Annotated in this window: 20 protein-coding genes; 19 read left to right on the top strand and 1 reads right to left on the bottom strand. The window is 69.0% G+C overall.

Annotation, left to right across the window (positions count from 1 at the left end):
• Positions 1-9: 9 nt before the first annotated feature.
• From apbC to AC3A6R_RS20505, 19 genes are all read left to right on the top strand, one after another.
• The gene (gene apbC, locus AC3A6R_RS20595) at positions 10-1,101 is read left to right on the top strand and encodes an iron-sulfur cluster carrier protein ApbC (protein WP_487858520.1); all 1,092 of its coding nucleotides are present in this window, start codon (positions 10-12) and stop codon (positions 1,099-1,101) included.
• Between the two features lie 13 nt (positions 1,102-1,114).
• Entirely contained in the window at positions 1,115-2,059 is a 945-nt protein-coding gene (locus AC3A6R_RS20590) for a LysR substrate-binding domain-containing protein (protein ID WP_487858519.1), read from the top strand.
• Positions 2,060-2,245: 186 nt separating this feature from the next.
• A complete protein-coding gene (locus AC3A6R_RS20585; protein WP_487865415.1) occupies positions 2,246-4,084 on the top strand; it encodes an NAD(P)H-dependent oxidoreductase subunit E in 1,839 nt (612 codons plus the stop codon).
• Complete coding sequence (gene fdhF / locus AC3A6R_RS20580) at positions 4,081-6,951, top strand: formate dehydrogenase subunit alpha (protein WP_487865414.1); 2,871 nt, start codon at positions 4,081-4,083, stop codon at positions 6,949-6,951. Before AC3A6R_RS20585 ends, fdhF begins: the two co-directional genes overlap by 4 nt.
• An 88-nt stretch (positions 6,952-7,039) precedes the next feature.
• On the top strand, positions 7,040-7,390 hold the full coding sequence (locus tag AC3A6R_RS20575; protein WP_487858516.1) for a winged helix-turn-helix domain-containing protein: 351 nt from the start codon (positions 7,040-7,042) through the stop codon (positions 7,388-7,390).
• A 124-nt stretch (positions 7,391-7,514) separates the two neighbouring features.
• Positions 7,515-8,198 carry a molybdate ABC transporter permease subunit gene (modB, locus tag AC3A6R_RS20570; RefSeq protein ID WP_487858515.1) on the top strand — a complete coding sequence of 228 codons (684 nt, stop codon included), beginning with the start codon at positions 7,515-7,517 and terminating at the stop codon, positions 8,196-8,198.
• A gap of 18 nt (positions 8,199-8,216) precedes the next feature.
• Positions 8,217-8,972 (top strand): molybdate ABC transporter substrate-binding protein, encoded by a 756-nt coding sequence (modA, locus tag AC3A6R_RS20565; protein ID WP_487865413.1) that lies wholly within the window; start codon positions 8,217-8,219, stop codon positions 8,970-8,972.
• Positions 8,969-9,772 (top strand): ABC transporter ATP-binding protein, encoded by an 804-nt coding sequence (locus tag AC3A6R_RS20560; RefSeq protein WP_487865412.1) that lies wholly within the window; start codon positions 8,969-8,971, stop codon positions 9,770-9,772. The genes modA and AC3A6R_RS20560 overlap by 4 nt, the downstream gene beginning before the upstream one ends.
• A gap of 46 nt (positions 9,773-9,818) precedes the next feature.
• Positions 9,819-10,364 (top strand): DUF3305 domain-containing protein, encoded by a 546-nt coding sequence (locus AC3A6R_RS20555; protein ID WP_487858512.1) that lies wholly within the window; start codon positions 9,819-9,821, stop codon positions 10,362-10,364.
• Positions 10,357-10,992, top strand: a complete 636-nt coding sequence (locus AC3A6R_RS20550) for a DUF3306 domain-containing protein (protein ID WP_487865411.1) — start codon at positions 10,357-10,359, stop codon at positions 10,990-10,992. The genes AC3A6R_RS20555 and AC3A6R_RS20550 overlap by 8 nt, the downstream gene beginning before the upstream one ends.
• A complete protein-coding gene (locus tag AC3A6R_RS20545) occupies positions 10,916-13,048 on the top strand; it encodes a 4Fe-4S binding protein (protein WP_487865410.1) in 2,133 nt (710 codons plus the stop codon). The genes AC3A6R_RS20550 and AC3A6R_RS20545 overlap by 77 nt, the downstream gene beginning before the upstream one ends.
• Positions 13,045-13,662 (top strand): TorD/DmsD family molecular chaperone, encoded by a 618-nt coding sequence (locus AC3A6R_RS20540; RefSeq protein ID WP_487858509.1) that lies wholly within the window; start codon positions 13,045-13,047, stop codon positions 13,660-13,662. Before AC3A6R_RS20545 ends, AC3A6R_RS20540 begins: the two co-directional genes overlap by 4 nt.
• Positions 13,663-13,762: 100 nt before the next feature.
• Positions 13,763-13,993 (top strand): formate dehydrogenase, encoded by a 231-nt coding sequence (locus tag AC3A6R_RS20535; RefSeq protein WP_487865409.1) that lies wholly within the window; start codon positions 13,763-13,765, stop codon positions 13,991-13,993.
• A gap of 14 nt (positions 13,994-14,007) precedes the next feature.
• Positions 14,008-16,992: a formate dehydrogenase subunit alpha gene (locus AC3A6R_RS20530; protein ID WP_487865408.1), complete on the top strand. Its 2,985-nt coding sequence runs from the start codon at positions 14,008-14,010 to the stop codon at positions 16,990-16,992.
• A gap of 9 nt (positions 16,993-17,001) precedes the next feature.
• Positions 17,002-17,625: a formate dehydrogenase FDH3 subunit beta gene (gene fdh3B, locus AC3A6R_RS20525; RefSeq protein ID WP_487858506.1), complete on the top strand. Its 624-nt coding sequence runs from the start codon at positions 17,002-17,004 to the stop codon at positions 17,623-17,625.
• Positions 17,622-17,879, top strand: a complete 258-nt coding sequence (locus tag AC3A6R_RS20520; protein WP_487865407.1) for a hypothetical protein — start codon at positions 17,622-17,624, stop codon at positions 17,877-17,879. Before fdh3B ends, AC3A6R_RS20520 begins: the two co-directional genes overlap by 4 nt.
• Positions 17,880-17,890: 11 nt before the next feature.
• A complete protein-coding gene (locus AC3A6R_RS20515) occupies positions 17,891-19,093 on the top strand; it encodes a formate dehydrogenase subunit gamma (RefSeq protein ID WP_487858504.1) in 1,203 nt (400 codons plus the stop codon).
• Positions 19,090-19,509 carry a hypothetical protein gene (locus AC3A6R_RS20510; RefSeq protein WP_487865406.1) on the top strand — a complete coding sequence of 140 codons (420 nt, stop codon included), beginning with the start codon at positions 19,090-19,092 and terminating at the stop codon, positions 19,507-19,509. The genes AC3A6R_RS20515 and AC3A6R_RS20510 overlap by 4 nt, the downstream gene beginning before the upstream one ends.
• On the top strand, positions 19,506-20,408 hold the full coding sequence (locus AC3A6R_RS20505; protein WP_487865405.1) for a formate dehydrogenase accessory sulfurtransferase FdhD: 903 nt from the start codon (positions 19,506-19,508) through the stop codon (positions 20,406-20,408). The genes AC3A6R_RS20510 and AC3A6R_RS20505 overlap by 4 nt, the downstream gene beginning before the upstream one ends.
• Here the strand turns inward: AC3A6R_RS20505 and AC3A6R_RS20500 are convergent.
• On the bottom strand, positions 20,324-21,148 hold the full coding sequence (locus tag AC3A6R_RS20500) for an ABC transporter ATP-binding protein (RefSeq protein ID WP_487865462.1): 825 nt from the start codon (positions 21,146-21,148) through the stop codon (positions 20,324-20,326). The genes AC3A6R_RS20505 and AC3A6R_RS20500 overlap by 85 nt on opposite strands.
• Positions 21,149-21,154: the final 6 nt, after the last annotated feature.

Here is a 21,154-nt window from a genome sequence, read left to right as displayed (position 1 = left end):
GTTAGATCAATGGCTATCACCCAAGAGGCGCTGATGGGCGCCCTGCAGAGCGCTCAGGACCCGAACACCGGCAAGGCCTTCACGGCAACCCGGTCGCTCAAGAACGTTCAGATTTCCGAGGGGGACGTGTCCTTCGACCTCGAGCTCGGCTATCCGGCCAAGAGCCAGCACGCGGCAATGCGCAAGGCGCTGGTGGCCGCCGCCAAGGCACTGCCCGGCGTGGAGAACGTGTCGGTCAACATCGTCACCAAGGTCATCAGCCACGCTGTGCAGCGCGGCGTGCAGCTGATGCCCAACGTCAAGAACATCATTGCCGTGGCCTCGGGCAAGGGCGGCGTGGGCAAGAGCACCACGGCCGCCAACCTGGCGCTCGCGCTGGCGTCCGAAGGGGCCTCGGTCGGGCTGCTCGACGCCGATATCTACGGCCCGAGCCAGCCGATGATGCTGGGCATCGAAGGCCGCCCCGAGAGCGAGGACGGCAAGACCATGGAGCCGCTCGAGAACCACGGCGTGCAGGTGATGTCGATCGGCTTCCTGGTCGACCAGGACGAGGCCATGATCTGGCGCGGTCCGATGGCCACCCAGGCGCTGGAGCAGCTGCTGCGCCAGACCAACTGGAAGGACCTGGACTACCTGATCGTCGACATGCCACCCGGCACCGGCGACATCCAGCTGACGCTGTCGCAGCGCGTGCCGATGACCGGCGCGGTGATCGTCACCACGCCGCAGGACATCGCGCTGCTCGACGCGAAGAAGGGCATCAAGATGTTCGAGAAGGTCGGCGTGCCGATCCTGGGCATCGTGGAGAACATGGCGGTGCACATCTGCTCGAACTGCGGCCACGTCGAGCACATCTTCGGTTCCGAAGGCGGCAAGAAGATGGCCGAGCAGTACCAGATGGAATACCTGGGCGCGCTGCCGCTCGACATCCAGATCCGGCTGCAGGCCGACAGCGGCAAGCCGACCGTGGTGGCCGATCCCGACGGCGAAGTGGCCGGCATCTACAAGGCCGTGGCGCGCCGCGTTGCCGTGGGCATCGCAGAGAAGGCGAAGGATTTCTCGGCCAAGTTCCCGACCATCACGGTCAGCAAGAACACCTGACCGGCAGCGCGGCGTGAACCTCCTCGCGTCCATGCGCTACCTGGTCGCACTCAGCGAGCACAAGCATTTCGGGCGCGCGGCGCAGGCCTGCCACATCACGCAGCCGGCGCTGTCGAACGCGCTGCGCTCGCTGGAGGCCGAGTTCGGCGTGGTCATCGTCAAGCGGGCGCGCGTGTACGTGGGCCTCACGCATGAGGGCGAGCGGGTGCTGGCCACCGCCCAGCGCATGCTGCGCGACAACGAGGTGCTGCAGCAGGAACTGCGCAGCGAGGAAGGCCACCCGCGCGGAAAGCTGCGCATGGCCGCGGTGCCTACGGCCATTCCGATGCTGTCGCGCTTCGCCGCCATGCTGCAGGAGCTGCACTCCGGCATCGTGCCCGCGGTGCTGTCGATGAGCTCGCAAGACCTCGAAACGGGCCTCGAGAGCCTGACCATCGACCTCGCGCTCGGCTACATCGAGCGCATGCACCTGCCCGGCATCAAGCTCACGGCCTGGCCGCAGAGCGTCGAGCACTATTACCTGCTGCGGCGTGCGGCGCGTCCCTCCAAGGACCAGCTGCGCATTGGCCAGCCGGTGTCCTGGGCCGAGGCCGGCCAGCTGCCGCTGTGCCTGCTCACGCCCGACATGCACAACCGCTCGATCATCGACCAGGCGCTGCGCGAGGCCGGCGTCGCGCTGGCGCCCGCGATCGAGACCAACTCGGTACTTACCCTTGCCCTGGCGGTGCTCGCGGGCTCGGTCAGCAGCGTGCTGCCGGGTTCGATGGTGGCGGCGGTGCGCAGCTACCGCGAGCTCGAGGCGCTGCCGCTCGTGGCGCCCGAGGTCAAGACGCCGCTGGGTTTCATGACCCAGACGGGCGTGCGGCCCTCGCGGGCGCTCGACGCCGCGCTGGTGTTCCTGCAGACGCCGGCCTGGCGCGAGCAGGTGCGGCTGCACAGCGGCGCGCTCGGCGAATAGCGCCTTCGCCGGCGCCTAAGGGCGACGCCGGCCATCCATAGCCATTTAGTTATTGAATCGATCGATGTTCCGATCGAATTTGACGCGCCCGGGAGCGGCCCACACACTCGGCCGACCCCTGTGAAAGCGATTGCCGAAGGGGGCTAGCCAGAGACATCGAAGCAAAGCGAAAAAAAGGCCCAGGCAGTGAACAACCACCCAGCCCCGTCCCGCGAGACAACAGCGACCCCCCGCAGCACGCACACGATCGTGCCGCTCGCCACGCCCGACGAGATGCGCGAGCGCATCCGCCGCAAGAGCAAGCTCAAGGGCCGCCAGCCCGAGGAGGCCGCGCTCGTCGAGGTACGCGCACTGATCGGCGCGCGCCCGCCCGAGGGCCACCGGCGCGACCTGCTCATCGAGCACCTGCACAAGCTCAACGACGCGTTCCGCTGTCTGCACGACCGCCACCTGGTGGCGCTGGCGCGCGAGATGAACGTTCCGATGGCCGAGGTCTACGAGGTCGCGACCTTCTACCACCACTTCGAAGTGGTGCGCGGCGACGAGGCCGCGCCCGGGCTCACGGTGCGCGTGTGCGATGGCCTGGCCTGCGAACTGGCCGGCGCGAAGGACCTGCTCGCGCGGCTGCCCGCGCTGCTCGGCGCCGTGGACGGCGAAGAAGTGCGCGTGATCGCGGCGCCCTGCGTCGGGCGCTGCGAGCAGGCGCCGGTGGCGGTGGTCGACCAGCAGGCGGTGCCGCTGGCCACCGAGGCCCGGGTGCTGCAGGCGCTGACATCCGGCCCCGGCGAACAGGCCGTGGTGGCCTACTTCGACGCCGCGCAGTTCGCCGAGAAGAGCATCTCGCCGCTGCCCGGCGCCATCGAGCGCATGCCGGCCTTCACCGACTACGCGACCTACCGCGCGAACGGCGGCTATGCGCTGGCCGCTGCGCTGGTGAACGGCGAACACGACGCCGAGGCGGTGCTCAAGGCGATGGAAGACTCGGGCCTGCGCGGTCTCGGCGGCGCGGGCTTTCCGGCCGGGCGCAAGTGGCGCATCGTGCGCGACCAGCCGGCGCCGCGGGTCATGGCGGTCAACATCGACGAGGGCGAGCCCGGCACCTTCAAGGACCGCACCTACCTCGAACGCGATCCGCATCGCTTTCTCGAAGGCCTGCTGGTGGCGGCGCAGATCGTCGGCATCGAGCAGTGCTACATCTACCTGCGCGACGAATACCACGACTGCCGCGCGCTGCTGCAGGCCGAACTGGCCCGGCTCCAGGCCGACCCGCCGTGCGCGCTGCTGCGCATCGAACTGCGCCGCGGCGCGGGTGCCTACATCTGCGGCGAAGAGTCGGCCATGATCGAGAGCATCGAAGGCAAGCGCGGCGAACCGCGCATGCGCCCGCCCTACATCGCGCAGGTCGGCCTGTTCGGCCGGCCGACGCTCGAGCACAACTTCGAGACCCTCTACTGGGTGCGTGACATCGTGCAGAAGGGCGCGGACTGGTTCAGCGGCTTCGGCCGCCATGGCCGCAAGGGCCTGCGCAGCTTCAGCGTCAGCGGGCGCGTGAAGCACCCGGGCGTCAAGCTCGCGCCCGCGGGCATCACGGTGCAGGAACTCATCGACGAGTACTGCGGCGGCATGCTCGACGGCCACACGCTCTATGCCTACCTGCCGGGCGGCGCCTCGGGCGGCATCCTGCCGGCGCGCATGAACGACATCCCGCTCGACTTCGACACGCTGCAGCCGCACGGCTGCTTCATCGGCTCGGCGGCGGTGATGGTGCTGAGTCAGCACGACCGCGCGCGCGACGCCGCGCTCAACGTGATGCGCTTCTTCGAGCACGAGAGCTGCGGCCAGTGCACGCCGTGCCGCGTCGGCACCGCCAAGGCGGCCGCGCTGATGGAGGCGCCGGTGTGGGACAGCGCCACGCTCGAGGACCTGGCCCAGGTCATGGGCGATGCGTCCATCTGCGGCCTCGGCCAGGCCGCCCCCAACCCCATCCGTTGCATTCAACAGTACTTTCCGGAGGAGGTGGCATGAACGCCCCGTCGAAGCTCGCGGAGCTGATGCCGCAAACCATCGAATTCACGCTCGACGGCAAAGCCATCCAGGCCTTCGATGGCGAGACCATCTACAAGGCGGCCGAGCGCCATGGCGTGGAGATTCCGCACCTTTGCTACAAGGACGGCTACCGCGCCGACGGCAACTGCCGCGCGTGCGTGGTCGAGATCAAGGGCGAGCGCGTGCTCGCGCCCAGCTGCTGCCGCAACGTGACGGCCGGCATGGAAGTGCAGGCCACCAGCGAACGCGCACTCAAGAGCCAGAAGATGGTCGTCGAGATGCTGCTGTCCGACATGCCCGACCAGGGCTACAAGTGGATCGGCGACGACGCCACCCGCCAGCACGGCGAGCTCAGCGAATGGGCCGGCAAGCTCGACATCGCGGTGCGGCCCGAGCTCAAGGCGCTGCGCCGCGAGCAGCCGAAGACCGATATCTCGCACCCCGCGATGGCGGTCAACCTCGATGCCTGCATCCAGTGCAACCGCTGCGTGCGCGCATGCCGCGAGGAGCAGGTCAACGACGTCATCGGCTACGCCATGCGCGGCGCGGACAGCAAGATCGTGTTCGACCTCGACGACCCGATGGGCGACAGCACCTGCGTGGCCTGCGGCGAGTGCGTGCAGGCCTGTCCCACCGGCGCGCTGATGCCCAAGAGCCACATCGGCTCGCAGCAGGTCGACCGCAAGGTCGATTCGGTGTGCCCGTTCTGCGGCGTGGGCTGCCTGGTCACCTACAACGTCAAGGACGAAAAGATCGTCAGCGTCGACGGCCGCGACGGCCCGGCCAACCACAACCGCCTGTGCGTGAAGGGCCGCTTCGGTTTCGACTACGCCCACCATCCGCAGCGCCTGACCAAGCCGCTGATCCGCAAGCCCGGCATGCCGAAGGACTTCGGCGACGCGCCGCGGCCCGGCGACTGGAGCGAGTACTTCCGCGAAGCCACCTGGGAAGAGGCGCTGGCCTTCACCACGGGCAGCCTTTCGGGCCTGCGAGACACCTACGGGCCCAAGTCGCTCGCGGGCTTCGGCTCGGCCAAGGGCAGCAACGAGGAGGCCTACCTGTTCCAGAAGCTGGTGCGCACCGGCTTCGGCAGCAACAACATCGACCACTGCACCCGGCTGTGCCACGCCTCCAGCGTGGCCGCGTTACTCGAAGGCGTGGGTTCGGGCGCGGTGAGCAACCAGGTCAACGACGTGGAGCATGCCGAGCTCATCTTCGTGATCGGCTCCAACCCCACGGCCAACCATCCCGTGGCTGCCACCTGGATGAAGAACGCGGCCCAGCGCGGCGCGAAGATCGTGCTGGCCGACCCGCGCCGCACCGACATCAGCCGCCATGCCTGGCGCACGCTGCAGTTCAAGGCCGACACCGACGTGGCCATGCTCAACGCGCTGATCCATGCGGTGATCGACGAGGGGCTGGTCGACGAAGCCTTCGTGCGCATGCGCGCCAGCAACTACGAGGCGCTGCGCGAGAACGTCAAGGGCTACAGCCCCGAGGCGATGGCGCCGATCTGCGGCGTGCCGGCCGAGACGCTGCGCGAGGTTGCGCGCGCCTTTGCCACCGCCAAGGGCGCGATGATCCTCTGGGGCATGGGCGTGAGCCAGCACGTGCACGGCACCGACAACGCGCGCTGCCTGATCGCGCTGGCCACGGTGACCGGGCAGATCGGCAAGCCCGGTTCGGGTCTGCATCCGCTGCGCGGCCAGAACAACGTGCAGGGCGCGAGCGACGCGGGCCTCATCCCGATGATGTTCCCGAACTACCAGCGCGTGGACAACCCCGCGGTGCATGCGTGGTTCGAGAACTTCTGGGGCATGCCGCTCGACGCGACGCCGGGCTACACCGTGGTCGAGATCATGCACAAGGCGCTCGCGCCCGACACCGATCCGCACAAGGTGCGCGGCATGTACATCATGGGCGAGAACCCGGCCATGAGCGACCCCGACCTGAACCATGCGCGGCATGCGCTGGCCAGCCTGGAGCACCTGGTGGTGCAGGACATCTTCATGACCGAGACCGCGTGGCTCGCCGACGTGGTGCTGCCCGCGAGCGCCTGGCCCGAGAAGACCGGCACGGTGAGCAACACCGACCGGATGGTGCAGCTCGGCAAGCGCGCGCTCAACCCACCGGGCGACGCGCGCGGCGACCTCTGGATCATCCAGCAGATCGCCCAGGGCATGGGCCTGCAGTGGAACTACGAAGGCGAGGAAGCCGGCGTGGCCGCGGTGTACGAGGAGATGCGCCAGGCCATGCATGCGGTGATCAGCGGCATCAGCTGGGAGCGGCTGCAGCGCGATTCGAGCGTGACCTACCCCTGCCTGAGCGAGGAAGACCCGGGCCAGCCGACCGTGTTCATCGACGACTTCCCGACCGCCGACGGCCGCGTGAAGCTGGTGCCTGCGGACATCATTCCGGCCGACGAGCGGCCCGACGCCGAGTATCCGTTCGTGCTCATCACGGGCCGCCAGCTCGAGCACTGGCACACCGGCAGCATGACGCGGCGCGCCAGCGTGCTCGACGCGCTCGAGCCGATGGCCACCGCCTCGATGAACCAGGGCGACCTGCAGGCACTCGGCCTCGAGGCCGGCGACGTGATCACCGTGCAGTCGCGCCGCGGCGAGGTGGCGATTCACGTGCGGCGCGACGACGGCACGCCGACCGGCGCGGTCTTCGTTCCGTTCGCCTACTACGAGGCGGCGGCCAACCTCATGACCAATGCCGCGCTCGATCCGCTCGGCAAGATCCCGGAGTTCAAGTACTGCGCGGTGCGGGTCACGCGCGGCGGCCAGCCGATGGCGGCGGCCGGCTACGGCTCCGGCGCCGTGGCCGCGACGGTCGACTGATCGCCGCCGCACGGGCGGCGAGGGAGGGGCGGGCGCATGGTTTAACCTCTGCGCCCGTCTTTCCTTTTGCACCGTTCATCCCACCGGCATGACCCCCACCCGCGTCCAGTTCCGCCTGCGCATCTACCGGGACGACAGCATCGCCATCGGCCCCGGCAAGATCGCCGTGCTGGAGGCAGTGGCAGAAACCGGCTCCATCTCTGCCGCGGCGCGCCAGCTCGGCATGTCGTACCGGCGTGCCTGGCTGCTGATCGACGAGATGAACAAGGCGCTGGCCTCGCCGGCCGTGAACACAGCGGCCGGCGGCTCGCGCGGCGGCGGCACGGCGCTCACGCCGGTCGGCGAAGAGATCGTCAAGCACTACCGCGCCATCGAGAGCGCAGCCCGCCTTGCCACGGCGGCCGACGTGCGCGCGCTGACGCGGCTTCTGGCGCCCTGACCCCGTACGCCTCCTGAGCCTGCCCGCGCTGTATTCCGCGGGATATCGGCGTTGTCGAGCTCTACCGCACCTTTCCCGCTGTGGGGGCCAGCAGGCGGCTGTGCAACAATTGCGCTGTATCGCCATGAATACGACGACATCCCTCATCGCCTCGACCGACTGGTTCCCGCTGGTGTTGTCGCTCAAGGTGGCTGCGGCCGCGACCCTGCTCGCGCTCGTGGCCGGCGTGGCGCTGGGCTGGGTGTTCGCGCGCAAGCGCTTTCCGGGGCGCACGGTGCTGGAGGCGGTGTGCATGCTGCCGCTGGTGCTGCCGCCCACCGTCATCGGCTACGCGATCCTCGTCGCCGCGGGGCGCCGCAGCCCACTCGGCGAGTGGCTGCGCACGCACTTCGACTACACGATCATCTTCAGCTGGCACGGCGCCGTGGTGGCGTCGGCCGTCGTGGCGCTGCCGCTGGTGCTCAAGTCGGCCAGCGCGGCCTTCGCGGGCGTGGACCGCTCGCTCGAGGATGCCGCGAGCACGCTGCGCCAGTCGAGGTTCTCGGTGTTCCTGCGCATCACGCTGCCGCTGGCCTGGCCCGGCATCCTGGCCGGCACGCTGCTGGCTTTCGCACGGGCCATGGGCGAGTTCGGCGCATCGTTGATGGTGGCCGGCTCCATTCCCGGCCAGACCCAGACGCTCTCGATGGCGATCTACGACGCCGCGCAGGCCGGCCATGACGATCTGGCGTTGCTGCTCGTGGTGGTGACCTCGCTGCTGTCGATCACGGTGCTGGTGCTGTCGAACCGCTTCTTCTCATTGCGCTGAACCCCGAGGCATCTTTCCATGCGACCCTGGCGTTTCCTGTCGATCCTTCTTCTCGCGGTGGCGCTGATGCCCGGGCTGGCGGCGGCGCAGCAGCTCACCGTCTCGGCGGCCGCGAGCCTGACCGATGCGTTCAAGGAACTCGGGCCGACGTTCGAGGCCGCGAAGCCCGGCGCCACGGTGCGCTTCAATTTCGCGGCCTCGGGCGTGCTGCTGCAGCAGATCGCGCAGGGCGCACCGGTCGATGTGTTCGCGAGCGCCGACCAGGAGACGATGGACCGCGGCGCCGCGCAGAAGCGCATCGAAGTTGCCACACGCCGCGACTTCGCGCGCAATGCGCTGGTGCTGGTCGAGCCGCTGCAGGGCGGCGCCGGCCTGCGCACGCTGGCCGACCTGGCGGGCCCCGGCGTCCACCGCATCGCGGTCGGCAAGACTGCCACCGTGCCGGTCGGCCGCTACACGCGGCAGGTGCTCGAGGCGGCGGGGCTCTGGGCCGTGCTCGAGCCGAAGTTCGTGCAGGCGGACAGCGTGCGCCAGGTGCTCGACTATGTGGCGCGCGGCGAGGTCGAGGCGGGCTTCGTCTACCGCACCGACGCCGCCGCGCAGGCCGCGAAGCTCCGCGTGGTGCTCGCGCCCGGCGGCGGTGCGCCGGTGCGCTACCCGGTGGCGGTGGTGGCCGACAGCCGGCAGAAAGCGCTCGCGGGCGACTTCGTCGCCTTTCTTTCGAGCGACGCGGCGCGCGAGGTGCTCGCACGCCACGGCTTCGGCGCGCCATGATCGACGTCGACCTCCAACTCGCGGTGACCGACGGTGCGCGGCGCTTCGAACTCGCGGCGCGCTTCGCGACCGACGTGCCTTTTGCCGCGCTCTACGGCCCGTCGGGCGCGGGCAAGACGCTCACGCTGCAGGCGATCGCCGGGCTGCAGCGTCCGTCGGCGGGCCATGTGCGGATCGGCGGGCGCACGCTCTACGACGCGGCACGCGGCATCGACCTGCCGGCGCCGGCGCGGCGCATCGGCTACCTGTTCCAGCACTACGCGCTGTTTCCGCACCTGTCGGTGCGCGAGAACGTGGCGTTCGGGCTCACCGCCTGGCACCGGCGCCGGCTGCCGCCGCGCGATGCCGAGCGCGTGCAGGCGCTGCTCGAAGGCTTCGGCCTCGCGGCCCTGGCCGACAGCCGGCCGGGCAAGCTCTCGGGCGGCCAGCAGCAGCGCGTGGCCCTGGCGCGCGCGCTCGCCTGCGAGCCGCAGCTGCTGCTGCTCGACGAACCTTTCGCCGCGCTCAACCCGATGCTGCGGCACGAACTGCGCACCGAACTGGCCCAGGTCCGGCGCCAGTGGGGCATTCCGGTGCTGATGATCACGCACGACATCGACGACGTGCTCGCGCTGGCCGACACGGCTTTCGTCTACCACCAGGGGCAGGTGGTGCGCGAGATCGACCTGCACGACGGCCAGAGCCGAGACATCGCGCTGCGCGAAGCCGGCCGCGTGCCCGACGCCGAGGCCACCCCGCTGCAGCGCCGGCTGCGCGACATGCTGATGGCGGCACCTGCCGCGCCCGCCGGCCGCCCCTGATGACCCTCGGCCCGAAGCCGGATTGCGGCGGCGCTACGATGGCCGCATGAATCCTTCCATCGATGTGGCCGTCGTGATGCGCCGCGAGCGCGTCAACAGCCGCTGGCAATCCTGGCGCTGGATTCTCGAGAGCGTCGGTCCCGACCAGCCCGGCGCGGGCACCGAGCCCCGCCTGCTCGACGCCACCGAGGACGTGCAGCGCTGGCTGCACCCTGGTTTGCAGACCGCGCTGTTCCGCGACGAGGCCGAGGGCTACCACCTCAATGCCACCACGCCCGCGCCCTGCTGGTTCGTGCTGTGGCGCATGGAAGAGGCGCCCACCGTGGTCGACGAGCCGATCGCCCGGCCCGTGGTGGTGAGCCTGAGCTACAACGAGGCCGGCCGCTGGCTCGACGCGCAGGAAACCGTCGAGCAGGTGCCCGCACCCGAGGAAGTCGTCGAGTGGATGCGCGGTTTCGTGCAAGCGCACTACGCGATGGAACCCAAGCGACGCAAGCGCCCCGAGAGCTTCCGGCCGCTGGTCGACCGCTTCGGCAATGCGGCGAGCGTCACAACCGAGAAGAAGCGCGGACGGGGGGCAGGCGATGTCTGAGAATTTCCTCGGCCGCTGGTCGCGGCGCAAGCAGGAGGCGCGCGAAGAGCCGCCGCCGCCGGCACGCGTCGACGAGCCCGAGATGGCGGCCATCCCGGTGCCGGAGGCCGAGGTGCCGATGCCGGCCGCTCCGGTGCCCGCGCATGCAGCCGCCGAGGCGCCCGCCGAACCGCCGCAGCCCACGCTCGAGGACGCCCAGGCGCTCACGTCCGAATCCGACTTCCGCCCCTTCGTGGCCAGGAACGTGGCGCCCGAGGTCAAGAACACGGCCTTCCGCAAGCTCTTTGCCGATCCGCAGTTCAATGTGATGGACCGCATGGACGTCTACATCGACGACTATTCCCAGTCGACGCCGATCCCCCACAGCGTGCTGCGCCAGATGGCCAGCGCCAAGTTCCTCAACCTCTTCGAGCGGGAGGAAAAGGAAGAAGCCGAGGCCGAAGAAGCCCTGAAAAACGGCACTGCGACGCCGGACGTGGCACAGTCCGAACCTCCGGGAGATCCCTCCAGCCAGCCGGTTGCCGATGCGCAGCCGGCAAGCCAGACAACCGATGACCACCACGCTGATCTGCGACTGCAACCAGACGATGCCGCTCGAGCCGAAGACGCTCGGGGCGGCGCTGGCTGAGACGCTGCCCCTGCATTCCGCCCTGTGCCGCCGCGAGGCGCCCGCTTTCCAGCGCGCCATTCGTTCGGGCGACGACGTCGTCGTGGCCTGCACCCAGGAGCGGCGGCTTTTTTCCGAACTGGCTGCGCAGACCGAAGGCGCCACCTCCCCGATCCGCTTCGTCAACATCCGTGAGACCGGCGGCTGGAGCCGCGACGCGAAGAACGCGAGTCCCAAGATCGCCGCGCTGCTGGCGCTGGCCCGCCTGCCCGAACCCGATCCGGTGTCGACAGTGAGCTATGCGAGCCAGGGCCGCCTGCTGATCGTCGGTCCGCTCGACCAGGCCGAGAAGGCTGCGGCGCTCGTGGCCGACAGCCTGCAGGTCTCCATCTTCTCGACCGGCCCGGGCGTTGCCGGCGGTGCACAGGAGCGCCGCTGGCCCGTGATGGCCGGGCGCCTCGAGGCGCTACAGGGCTGGCTCGGCGCGTTCTCGCTGCGCTGGACGCGCGACAACCCGATCGACCTCGACCTGTGCACGCGCTGCAACGCCTGCGTCGCTGCCTGCCCCGAGCAGGCGATCGGGCTCGACTACCAGGTCGACCTCGCGAAATGCGGCACGCACCGCGACTGCGAGGCGGCCTGCACCGTGGCCGGCGCGATCCGCTTCGACCGCGCACCCGAAGCACTCGATGCCGAGTTCGACCTTGTGCTCGACCTCGGCGCAAAGGCGCTGATCGACTGGCATGCGCCGCCGCAGGGCTACTTCCATCTGGCGGGCGGGCTCGCGCACGCCGAAGGCCTGGCCACGCTGCTGCGCCTGCGCGAACTCGTGGGCGAGTTCGAGAAGCCCAAGTTCTTCGACTACAAGCAGAAGCTCTGCGCCCACAGCCGCAACGAAGTGGTCGGCTGCAATGCCTGCGTCGAGGTCTGCTCGGCGCACGCGATCTCGAGCGACAAGGCGCGCCAGCGCATCGTCGTCAATCCCCAGCTCTGCGTCGGCTGCGGCGCCTGCACCACGGTGTGCCCCACGGGCGCCTTGGGCTACACCTACCCGCGCACCACCGACCAGGGCCGCAAGCTCCGCACGCTGCTGGCCGCCTATGCCGCGGCGGGTGGCCGCGATGCCGCAGTGCTGCTCCATGGCGAGGAGGGCGGCCAGACGCTGGTCGAACAGCTCGGCCGCGCGGCCCAGCTCGGGCGCGGCCGTGCGGGCGGGCCTGCCGGCGTGCCGGCGCATGTGCTGCCGGTGGCGCTGCGGCATGCCGCCAGCACCGGCATCGACCTCTGGCTCGCGGCCATCGCCTTCGGCGCCGCCCAGGTGGCGGTGCTGGCCACCGGCGAGGAAGCGCCGGCATACATCGCGGCGCTGAGGCAGCAGATGGCCGTGGCGCAGGCGCTCGTCACCGGGCTCGGTTACACCGGCACTCATTTCCACCTGATCGAGGCCGCCGAGCCGGCCGCCCTCGATGCGGCGCTCGCGGGCCTGCGCGCGACGCGCCAGCGGGTGCCCGCGACCGCCGCGCGCTTTGCCGCCGGGGCCGAGAAGCGCGGCACGCTCGAGATGACGCTCGACCACCTGATGGCGCAGGCACCGGCGCTGGCCGCGCCCTCGGCCGCCGAGCCGCTCGCGATCCCGCTGCCCGCCGGCGCACCATTCGGCGCGGTCGCCGTCGACAAGAACAGCTGCACGCTGTGCCTGGCCTGCGTGAGCGCCTGTCCCGCCAGCGCGCTGCAGGACAACCAGAACGCGCCGCAGCTGCGCTTCATCGAGAAGAACTGCGTGCAGTGCGGTCTCTGCGAAACCACCTGCCCCGAGAATGCGATCACGCTCGTGCCGCGACTCCTGACCGCACCCGAACGCAAGCAGCCGGTGGTGCTCAACGAAGCCAAGCCTTGGGCCTGCATCCGCTGCAGCAAGCCGTTCGGCACCCACAAGGCCATCGAGTCGATGCTCGGCAAGCTCGCGGGCCATGCGATGTTCCAGGGCGAGGCGCTCGAGCGGCTCAAGATGTGCAGCGACTGCCGGGTGATCGACCTGTACAGCGCGCAGAACGAAATGAAGATCACGCAGCTATGAGCGATTCCCCCTTCGCGACCTCCGCCCTCGACGAGGAGATCGCGCGCGCCGAGGTCTACGGCCTTCTCTCGCGCCTCTGGTATTGCGCGCCCGATGCCGAGCTGCTCGCCGCCTTCGACGTGGCGCCCACCGAGGCGCCTGCGGCCGGTGCCTTCCTCGAGGAGCCCTGGCGCCAGCTGGTCGGCGCGGCACGCGCCACCGACCCCGCCGCCGCGCATGCCGAATACGACGCGCTCTTCGGCGGCATGGGCAAGCCGGAGGTGTATCTGTTCGGTTCGCACTACCTGAGCGGTTTTCTCAACGACAAGCCGCTCGCGCACCTGCGCACCGACCTCGCCCGGCTGGGACTGACCCGGGACGTGGCCGTGTCTGAAAGCGAGGATCACGCGGCCTGCCTGTTCGAGGTCATGCGCTACCTGATCGCGGGCGACGACGCGGCGGTGGCCAACCTGGCGCAGCAGCAAACCTTCTTCGCGACCCACCTGCAGCCGTGGCTGCCCGCCATGTGTGATGCGGTCGCGCAGCACCCCAAGGCACGCTTCTATGCGTCGCTCGCGGGTTTCACGCGGGCCTTTGCCGAGGTCGAGGTCCAGGGCTTCGACATGCTCGGGTAAGGATGAGTCGTCTGGTCGGGATAAGGGTCTCGACTAGTATCCGTATGTATGTAAATCGGTTCATATCTGGTTTGCCCCCAAAGCCACTCCTGGAGATCACATGCAGGACAGCCAATCGGTCGGTAACAAGCCGGCCTCGCGTCGAGGTTTCTTTCTAGGTGCCGCCAGTGCGGGCGCCGCGGTTGCAGCGGTTTCCGTGCTGCCCAAGGTCACGCCGGCCCCCCCGGCCCTCGAGGCCGCCACCCCGGCGCTGAAGCCCGCGCCTGAAAACGGCGGCGGCTATTCGCTCAGCGAACACGTCAAGCACTACTACAGGACCGCTTCGGCCTGAAGCGGATACCCACGATGCTGCTGACCAAGAAAACGAACGCTGCGCATTCCGTGCGGCAAGGCGAACGCGGGTCTTCCGCTTTCATCCACAGCCTCCAGCGCGGCCTGTCGGGCGCGCTGCCGACCATGGACCGGCGTGCGTTCCTGCGGCGCTCGGGCCTCGGTGTTGGCGTCGGGCTGGCCGCGGGCCAGCTCACGCTGATGCGCAAGGCCGAGGCGGCTGGCGAGGCGCGGCCCACGGCCATCGGCGCCGGCAAGGTCGAGATCAAGCGCACCGTGTGCTCGCACTGCTCGGTCGGCTGCGCCTCCGACGCGGTGGTCGAGAACGGCGTCTGGGTGCGCCAGGAGCCGGTGTTCGACTCGCCGCTCAACCTCGGCGCACACTGCGCCAAGGGCGCGGCCCTGCGCGAGCATGGCCACGGCGAGTACCGGCTGCGCTACCCGATGAAGCTGGTCAACGGCAAGTACGAGCGCATCAGCTGGGACACCGCGCTCGACGAGATCACAGCGCGGCTGAAGGACCTTCGCCAGGCGAGCGGGCCCGACTCGGTCTACTGGATCGGCTCGTCCAAGCACAGCAACGAACAGTCGTACCTGATGCGCAAGTTCGTGAGCTTCTGGGGCAGCAACAACTGCGACCACCAGGCGCGCATCTGCCACTCGACCACCGTGGCCGGCGTCGCGAACACATGGGGCTACGGCGCCATGACCAATTCGTACAACGACATGCGCAATGCCAAGGTCGCGCTGTACATCGGCTCGAACGCGGCCGAGGCGCACCCGGTCAGCATGCTGCACATGCTCCATGCCAAGGAGCATGGCTGCAAGATGATCGTGGTCGACCCGCGCTTCACGCGCACGGCGGCCAAGGCCGACGAGTACGTGCGCATCCGCTCGGGCTCGGACATTCCGTTCCTGTTCGGCGTGCTGCACCACATCTTCAAGAACGGCTGGGAAGACAAGCGCTACATCAACGACCGTGTGTTCGGCATGGACAAGGTGCGCGAGGACGTGCTCGCCAAGTGGACGCCCGACAAGGTCGAGGAGGCCTGTGGCGTCCCCGAGGCGCAGGTGCTCAAGGTTGCGACCTGGCTCAACGAGAACCGCCCCGGCACCATCGTCTGGTGCATGGGCCAGACCCAGCACTCCATCGGCAACGCCATGGTGCGTGCCTCGTGCATCCTGCAGCTCGCGCTCGGCAATGTCGGCAAGTCGGGTGGCGGCACCAACATCTTCCGCGGCCATGACAACGTGCAGGGCGCCACCGACGTGGGCCCGAACCCCGATTCGCTGCCCGGCTACTACGGCATCGTCGAAGGATCGTGGAAGCACTTCGCCACCGCTTGGGGCGTCGACTTCGAGTGGATCAAGAGCCGCTTCTCGTCGCCCGCGATGATGAGCAAGCCCGGCATCACGGTGTCGCGCTGGATCGACGGTGTGCTCGAGAAGAACGAGCTCATCGATCAGGACTCGAACCTGCGCGGCGTGTTCTATTGGGGCCACGCCCCCAATTCGCAGACGCGCGGCCTCGAGATGAAGCGCGCGATGGACAAGCTCGACCTGCTCGTGGTGGTCGACCCGTACCCTTCAGCGACGGCCGCCATGGCGGCCATGCCCGGCCGGCCCGAAGACCAGAATCCGAATCGCGCCGTCTACCTGCTGCCCGCTTGCACCCAGTTCGAGACCAGCGGCTCCGTCACCGCCTCGAACCGCTCGCTGCAGTGGCGCGAAAAGGTCATCGAGCCGCTGTGGGAAAGCCGCAGCGACCACATGATCATGCAGCAGTTCGCCGACCGCCTGGGCTTCGGCAAGGAGCTCAGCAAGAACTACAAGATGCAGAAGGTCAAGGGCATGGACGAGCCCATTCCCGACGACATCCTGCGCGAGATCAACAAGTGCGTGTGGACCATCGGCTACACGGGCCAGAGCCCGGAGCGGCTGCAGGCCCACATGCGCAACATGGGCGCCTTCGACGTGCGCACGCTCAAGGCCAAGGGCGGCGTGAAGGACAAGGTCAACGGCTACGACCTCACGGGCGACTACTTCGGCCTGCCGTGGCCCTGCTTCGGCACACCCGAGCTCAAGCACCCGGGCTCGGCCAACCTGTACGACACCTCGAAGCATGTGATGGACGGCGGCGGCAATTTCCGCGCGAACTTCGGCGTGGAGCGCGACGGACAGAACCTGCTGGCCGAGGACGGCTCGCACTCGCTCGGCGCCGACATCACCACCGGATACCCCGAGCTCGACCATGTGCTGCTCAAGAAGCTCGGCTGGTGGGACGAACTCTCCGAGCCCGAGAAGCAGAAGGCCGAGGGCAAGAACTGGAAGACCGACAACTCCGGCGGCATGATCCGCGTGTTCATGAAGAACCACGGCTGCCATCCCTTCGGCAACGCCAAGGCGCGGGCGGTGGTCTGGAACTTCCCCGACGCGATCCCGCAGCACCGAGAGCCGCTCTACGGCACGCGGCCCGACCTGATGGCCAAGTACCCGACGCACGACGACAAGATGGCGTTCTGGCGTCTGCCTACGCTCTACAAGACCGTGCAGCAGAAGAACATCGCCGACAAGGTGGCCGAGAAGTTCCCGTACATCATGACCTCGGGTCGCCTGGTCGAGTACGAGGGCGGCGGCGAGGAAACGCGCTCGAACCCCTGGCTGGCCGAACTGCAGCAGGAGATGTTCATCGAGATCAATCCGAAGGTCGCGGCCGAGAAGGGCATCCGCAACGGCGAGCGTGCCTGGGTGCACACGCCCACGGGCGCCAAGCTCAACGTGCAGGCGCTCGTGACCGAGCGCGTCGGGCCCGACACCGTGTTCATGCCGTTCCACTTCTCGGGACACTGGCAGGGCGCCGACATGATTGCCTACTACCCGACGGGCGCCGCCCCGGTGGTGCGCGGCGAGGCGATCAACACCGCCACGACCTACGGTTACGACAGCGTGACCATGATGCAAGAGACGAAGACCACGATCTGCAACGTGGAAAAGGCATAAGGAAGCACCATGGCACGAATGAAATTTGTCTGCGACGCCGAGCGTTGCATCGAATGCAACGGCTGCGTCACGGCCTGCAAGAACGAGAACGAGGTGCCCTGGGGCGTGAACCGCCGCCGCGTGGTCACGCTCAACGACGGCGTCCCGGGCGAGAAGTCGATCTCGGTCGCCTGCATGCATTGCTCCGACGCACCCTGCATGGCGGTGTGCCCGGTGCAGTGTTTCTATCGCACCGACGAAGGCGTGGTGCTGCACGACAAGGACGTGTGCATCGGCTGCGGCTACTGCTCGTACGCCTGCCCCTTCGGTGCGCCGCAGTTCCCGTCGCAGGGCACCTTCGGCGTGCGCGGCAAGATGGACAAGTGCACCTTCTGCGCTGGCGGTCCCGAAGCCAACGGCTCCGAGGCCGAATTCGAGAAGTACGGCCGCAACCGGCTTGCCGAAGGCAAGCTTCCGGCCTGCGCCGAGATGTGCTCGACCAAGGCGCTCTTGGCCGGTGATGGCGACGTGGTGGCCGACATCTTCCGCACCCGCGTGGTTCAGCGCGGCAAGGGTGCCGAGGTCTGGGGCTGGGGCACCGCCTACGGCTCGCAGCAGGCCGGCACGCCGCCCGCCAACGGAGGCCAGAAATGAAGCGGCAGGGCCTTGCGTTCGCTGCGGCCGTGGCACTGGCCGCGGGGTTCCTGGCAGGCTGCGGCGAAAAGCCGCAGACCAATGCGCAGGGCGTGAAGCACGATGCCGTGCCCTGGAGCGGCACCGGCACGCAGGAGAACACCGGCACGGTGTTCACCGCGCCGGACTGGAAGGTGGGCGACAAGACCGCCTGGCAGCAGCAGCTCAAGACCCGCACGCAAAACGGGCAGAACGAATACAACAAAGAAAACTGATCGGAGAGCCCATGAAGCAAGCGCTGACCGCTCTCGTTCTTTTCGCCGCGCTGGGTTCGGCCTTCGCGCAGGCGCAGCCGCCCGCGGCGCCCGGCACGACGTCCGCGCCGGCCGCGCCGGGTGCAGGCGGCATCCGCAGCCAGAACATCTTCGAGGTCAAGCCCGAAGCGAGCGCCGATCCCAACTACGCGAACCAGACCAACGGCGAGCGCATGAAGGTGCAGCCCGGCAACAACGCGCCGATGTGGCGCCAGGTCGGGCAGGGCGTGACGGGCTACAGCAGCCTGCCGGCGAGCCAGGCGCCCGAGGCCGGTAACCTGATCCAGCCGCAGGTGCAGTACCCGGGCTCGCGCCTCACCACCGCCGGCGAGGCCTGGCGGCAGGTGCGCAACGACTGGATCATTCCTTACGGCGCGGCGCTGCTGTTCGTGACGCTGCTGGCGCTGGCGATCTATTACTTCACCAAGGGGCCGATCCGCCTGCACGGCAAGGAAACCGGCCGCCGCATCGAGCGCTTCACGCCGTTCGAGCGGGCCACGCACTGGTCGAACGCAACCGCCTTCGTGATCCTCGCGCTCTCGGGCATCGTGATGGCCTTCGGCCAGTTCTTCCTGATGCCGTGGATGGGCAGCACGCTCTTCGGATGGATCGCCTATGCGCTCAAGAACGTGCACAACTTCGTCGGGCCGCTGTTCGTGGTCACCACGCTGTTCATGGTCGTCACCTTCATCCGCGACAACCTGCCGCGCGCGGTCGATTGGAAGTGGCTGAAAAGTGCCGGCGGCCTGTTCGGCGGCAAGGAAGCGCCGTCGCACCGCTTCAACGCCGGCGAGAAGCTCGTGTTCTGGGGCGGCGTGCTGTTCCTCGGCCTGTTCATCATCGGTTCGGGGCTGTTCCTCGACAAGCTGTTGCCGGGCTTCGTCTATACGCGCGGCCAGATGCAGGTGGCGCACATGGTCCATGGCGTCGCGACGATGCTGATGATGGCCGTGATCATGGGCCACATCTACATCGGCACACTCGGCATGAAGGGCGCCTACAAGGCCATGCGCACCGGCTATGTCGACGAGACCTGGGCCAAGGAGCACCACGAACTCTGGTACGACGACGTGGCGGCGGGCAAAATCCCGAGGCAGCGTTCGCAGCCCTCCGGCACGGTCGCCACCACAGCCCCAGTCCGGGCGCCGCAGCCCGCCGAAGGAAGGCCCTCATGAAGAAGAAGCAGTTCTCGCCCTTGAATCTTTGCGTGCTGGTGCTTGCGCTCGCCGCGCCGCTGGCCTGGGCCAAGCTGCCTGCGCCGCCGGACACGCCCGAAGCCAAGGCCAAGGCAGCCGAAGCCGCCGCCAAGACCGCCTGGAGCGCCAAGGTCGATTCCTACAAGCTCTGCCTGGCCCAGGACCGCGTCGCGGCGGCGTACCGCGCGAGCGCGGCGACGGCCGGCAAGACCGTGCCTGCCGCGCCCGCCGCGCTGCCGCCCTGCGCCGACCCGGGTGCGTTCGCCTATGCGCCGCCGCAGGAAGCCAAGCCCCTCGAAGTCTCGGGCGCGCATTCGCCGGCCGACACGGCTGCCTCGCCGCCCAGCACCGTGCAGCCGGCCGCGGTCACCAATCCCACGACGAAGGCGCAGTGAGCGCAGCGGCTTCGCCGGTGCCCCCGCTGCCGCGTCTCACCCAGGCCCGCGCCGCGCTGACGCGTGAGGTCGAGGTCGTCGATGAGCATGGCGCGCGCGGCACGGTGTCCATCCCCGCCGAGCGCGACCTCACGGTCTATGTCGACCGGCGCGAACTCGTCACGCTCATGACGCTCGGCGCCCAGCCCGAGCTGCTCGTGCTGGGTTATCTGCTGAACCAGCGCCTCATTGAATCGGCCAGCGACGTGGAGTCGGTCACGGTCGATTGGGAGGTCGGCGCGGCCGCCGTCCGCACGCATACCGGCATCGACCGCATCGAGGAGCGCACGGCGAAAAAGGTGGTGACCACCGGCTGCGGCCAGGGCAGCGTGTTCGGCGACCTGATGGGCGACATCGACAAGCTCCAGCTGCCGCCCACGCGCATGACGCAGGCGCAGCTCTATGCGCTGGTCAATGCGATCCGGCTCCAGGAGAGCACCTACAAGTCGGCGGGCTCCGTGCATGGCTGCGCGCTCTTCACGCTCGACGCCGACGCGGCCGGGGCCACGATGCACTGCTTCGTGGAAGACGTGGGCCGCCACAACGCGATCGACACCATCGCAGGCTGGTGCGCCATGCAGCCGCCGGGGGCGCTCGCGGGCGACCGCGTGTTCTACACCACCGGCCGGCTCACGAGCGAGATGGTCATCAAGTCGGCGCAGATGGGCGTGCCGATCGTGGTCTCGCGCAGCGGCATCACGCAGATGGGCCACGAGGTGGCCACGCGCGTCGGCCTGTGCGCGATCGGCCGCGCGACCAACCGGCACTTCGTGTGCTACGCCGGCGTGGAACGGCTGGTGCTGCAGCCGGAACTCGCGCGTCGGAATCCGGCCGACGCCGCCATGAGCTCGCGCGTGTAGTCCTCGCGCACGCGGTGGGCCGCCAGGTCTTCGGCCGCGAGCATTTCGACGGTGCGGCCGCGCTGCATCACCATCAGGCGCTCGCACATGTGCGTGACCACCGCCAGGTCGTGGCTCACCATGATGAAGCTCAGGCCACGCTTCGCGCGCAGGGCTTCGAGCAGGTTCAGCACTTCGGCCTGCACCGAGGCGTCGAGCGCCGAGGTGGGTTCGTCGAGCAGCAGCACCTCGGGCTCCAGCGTCAGCGCGCGCGCCACCGCGATGCGCTGGCGCTGGCCGCCGGAGAGCTGGTGCGGATAGCGAAACCGGAAGCCGCTGCCCAGTCCCACCTCGTCGAGCGCGCGCTCGATGCGTGCCTCGGCATCGCCGATGCCGTGGATCGCCAGCGGCTCGGCCAGGATCCGGTCCACGGTCTGGCGTGGGTGCAGTGATCCGTACGGGTCCTGGAACACCATCTGCACGCTGCGGCGAAAGGCCTTGCTGCCGGGCGCCGGCAACGGCTCGGCGCTGCCTGCCGGACCGACGAGGGCCACGGTGCCCGAAGTGCGCGGCGCCAGGCCGCACATGGCGCGCAGCACCGTGGACTTGCCGGAACCCGATTCGCCGACGATGCCGAAGCTCTCGCCGGGCGCCACCACGAAGCTGGTGTCGTGCACTGCGACGAAGCCGTCGAACTCGACGTGCAGGCGGTCGACCGAAATGCCGATCTGCCGGCGCGGCGGCGCCGCCTGGAGGTTCAGGCTGTT

The organism is Variovorax sp. Soil_C_19 (assembly GCF_057657255.1).
This window is presented reverse-complemented; position numbering and strand designations above follow the sequence as displayed.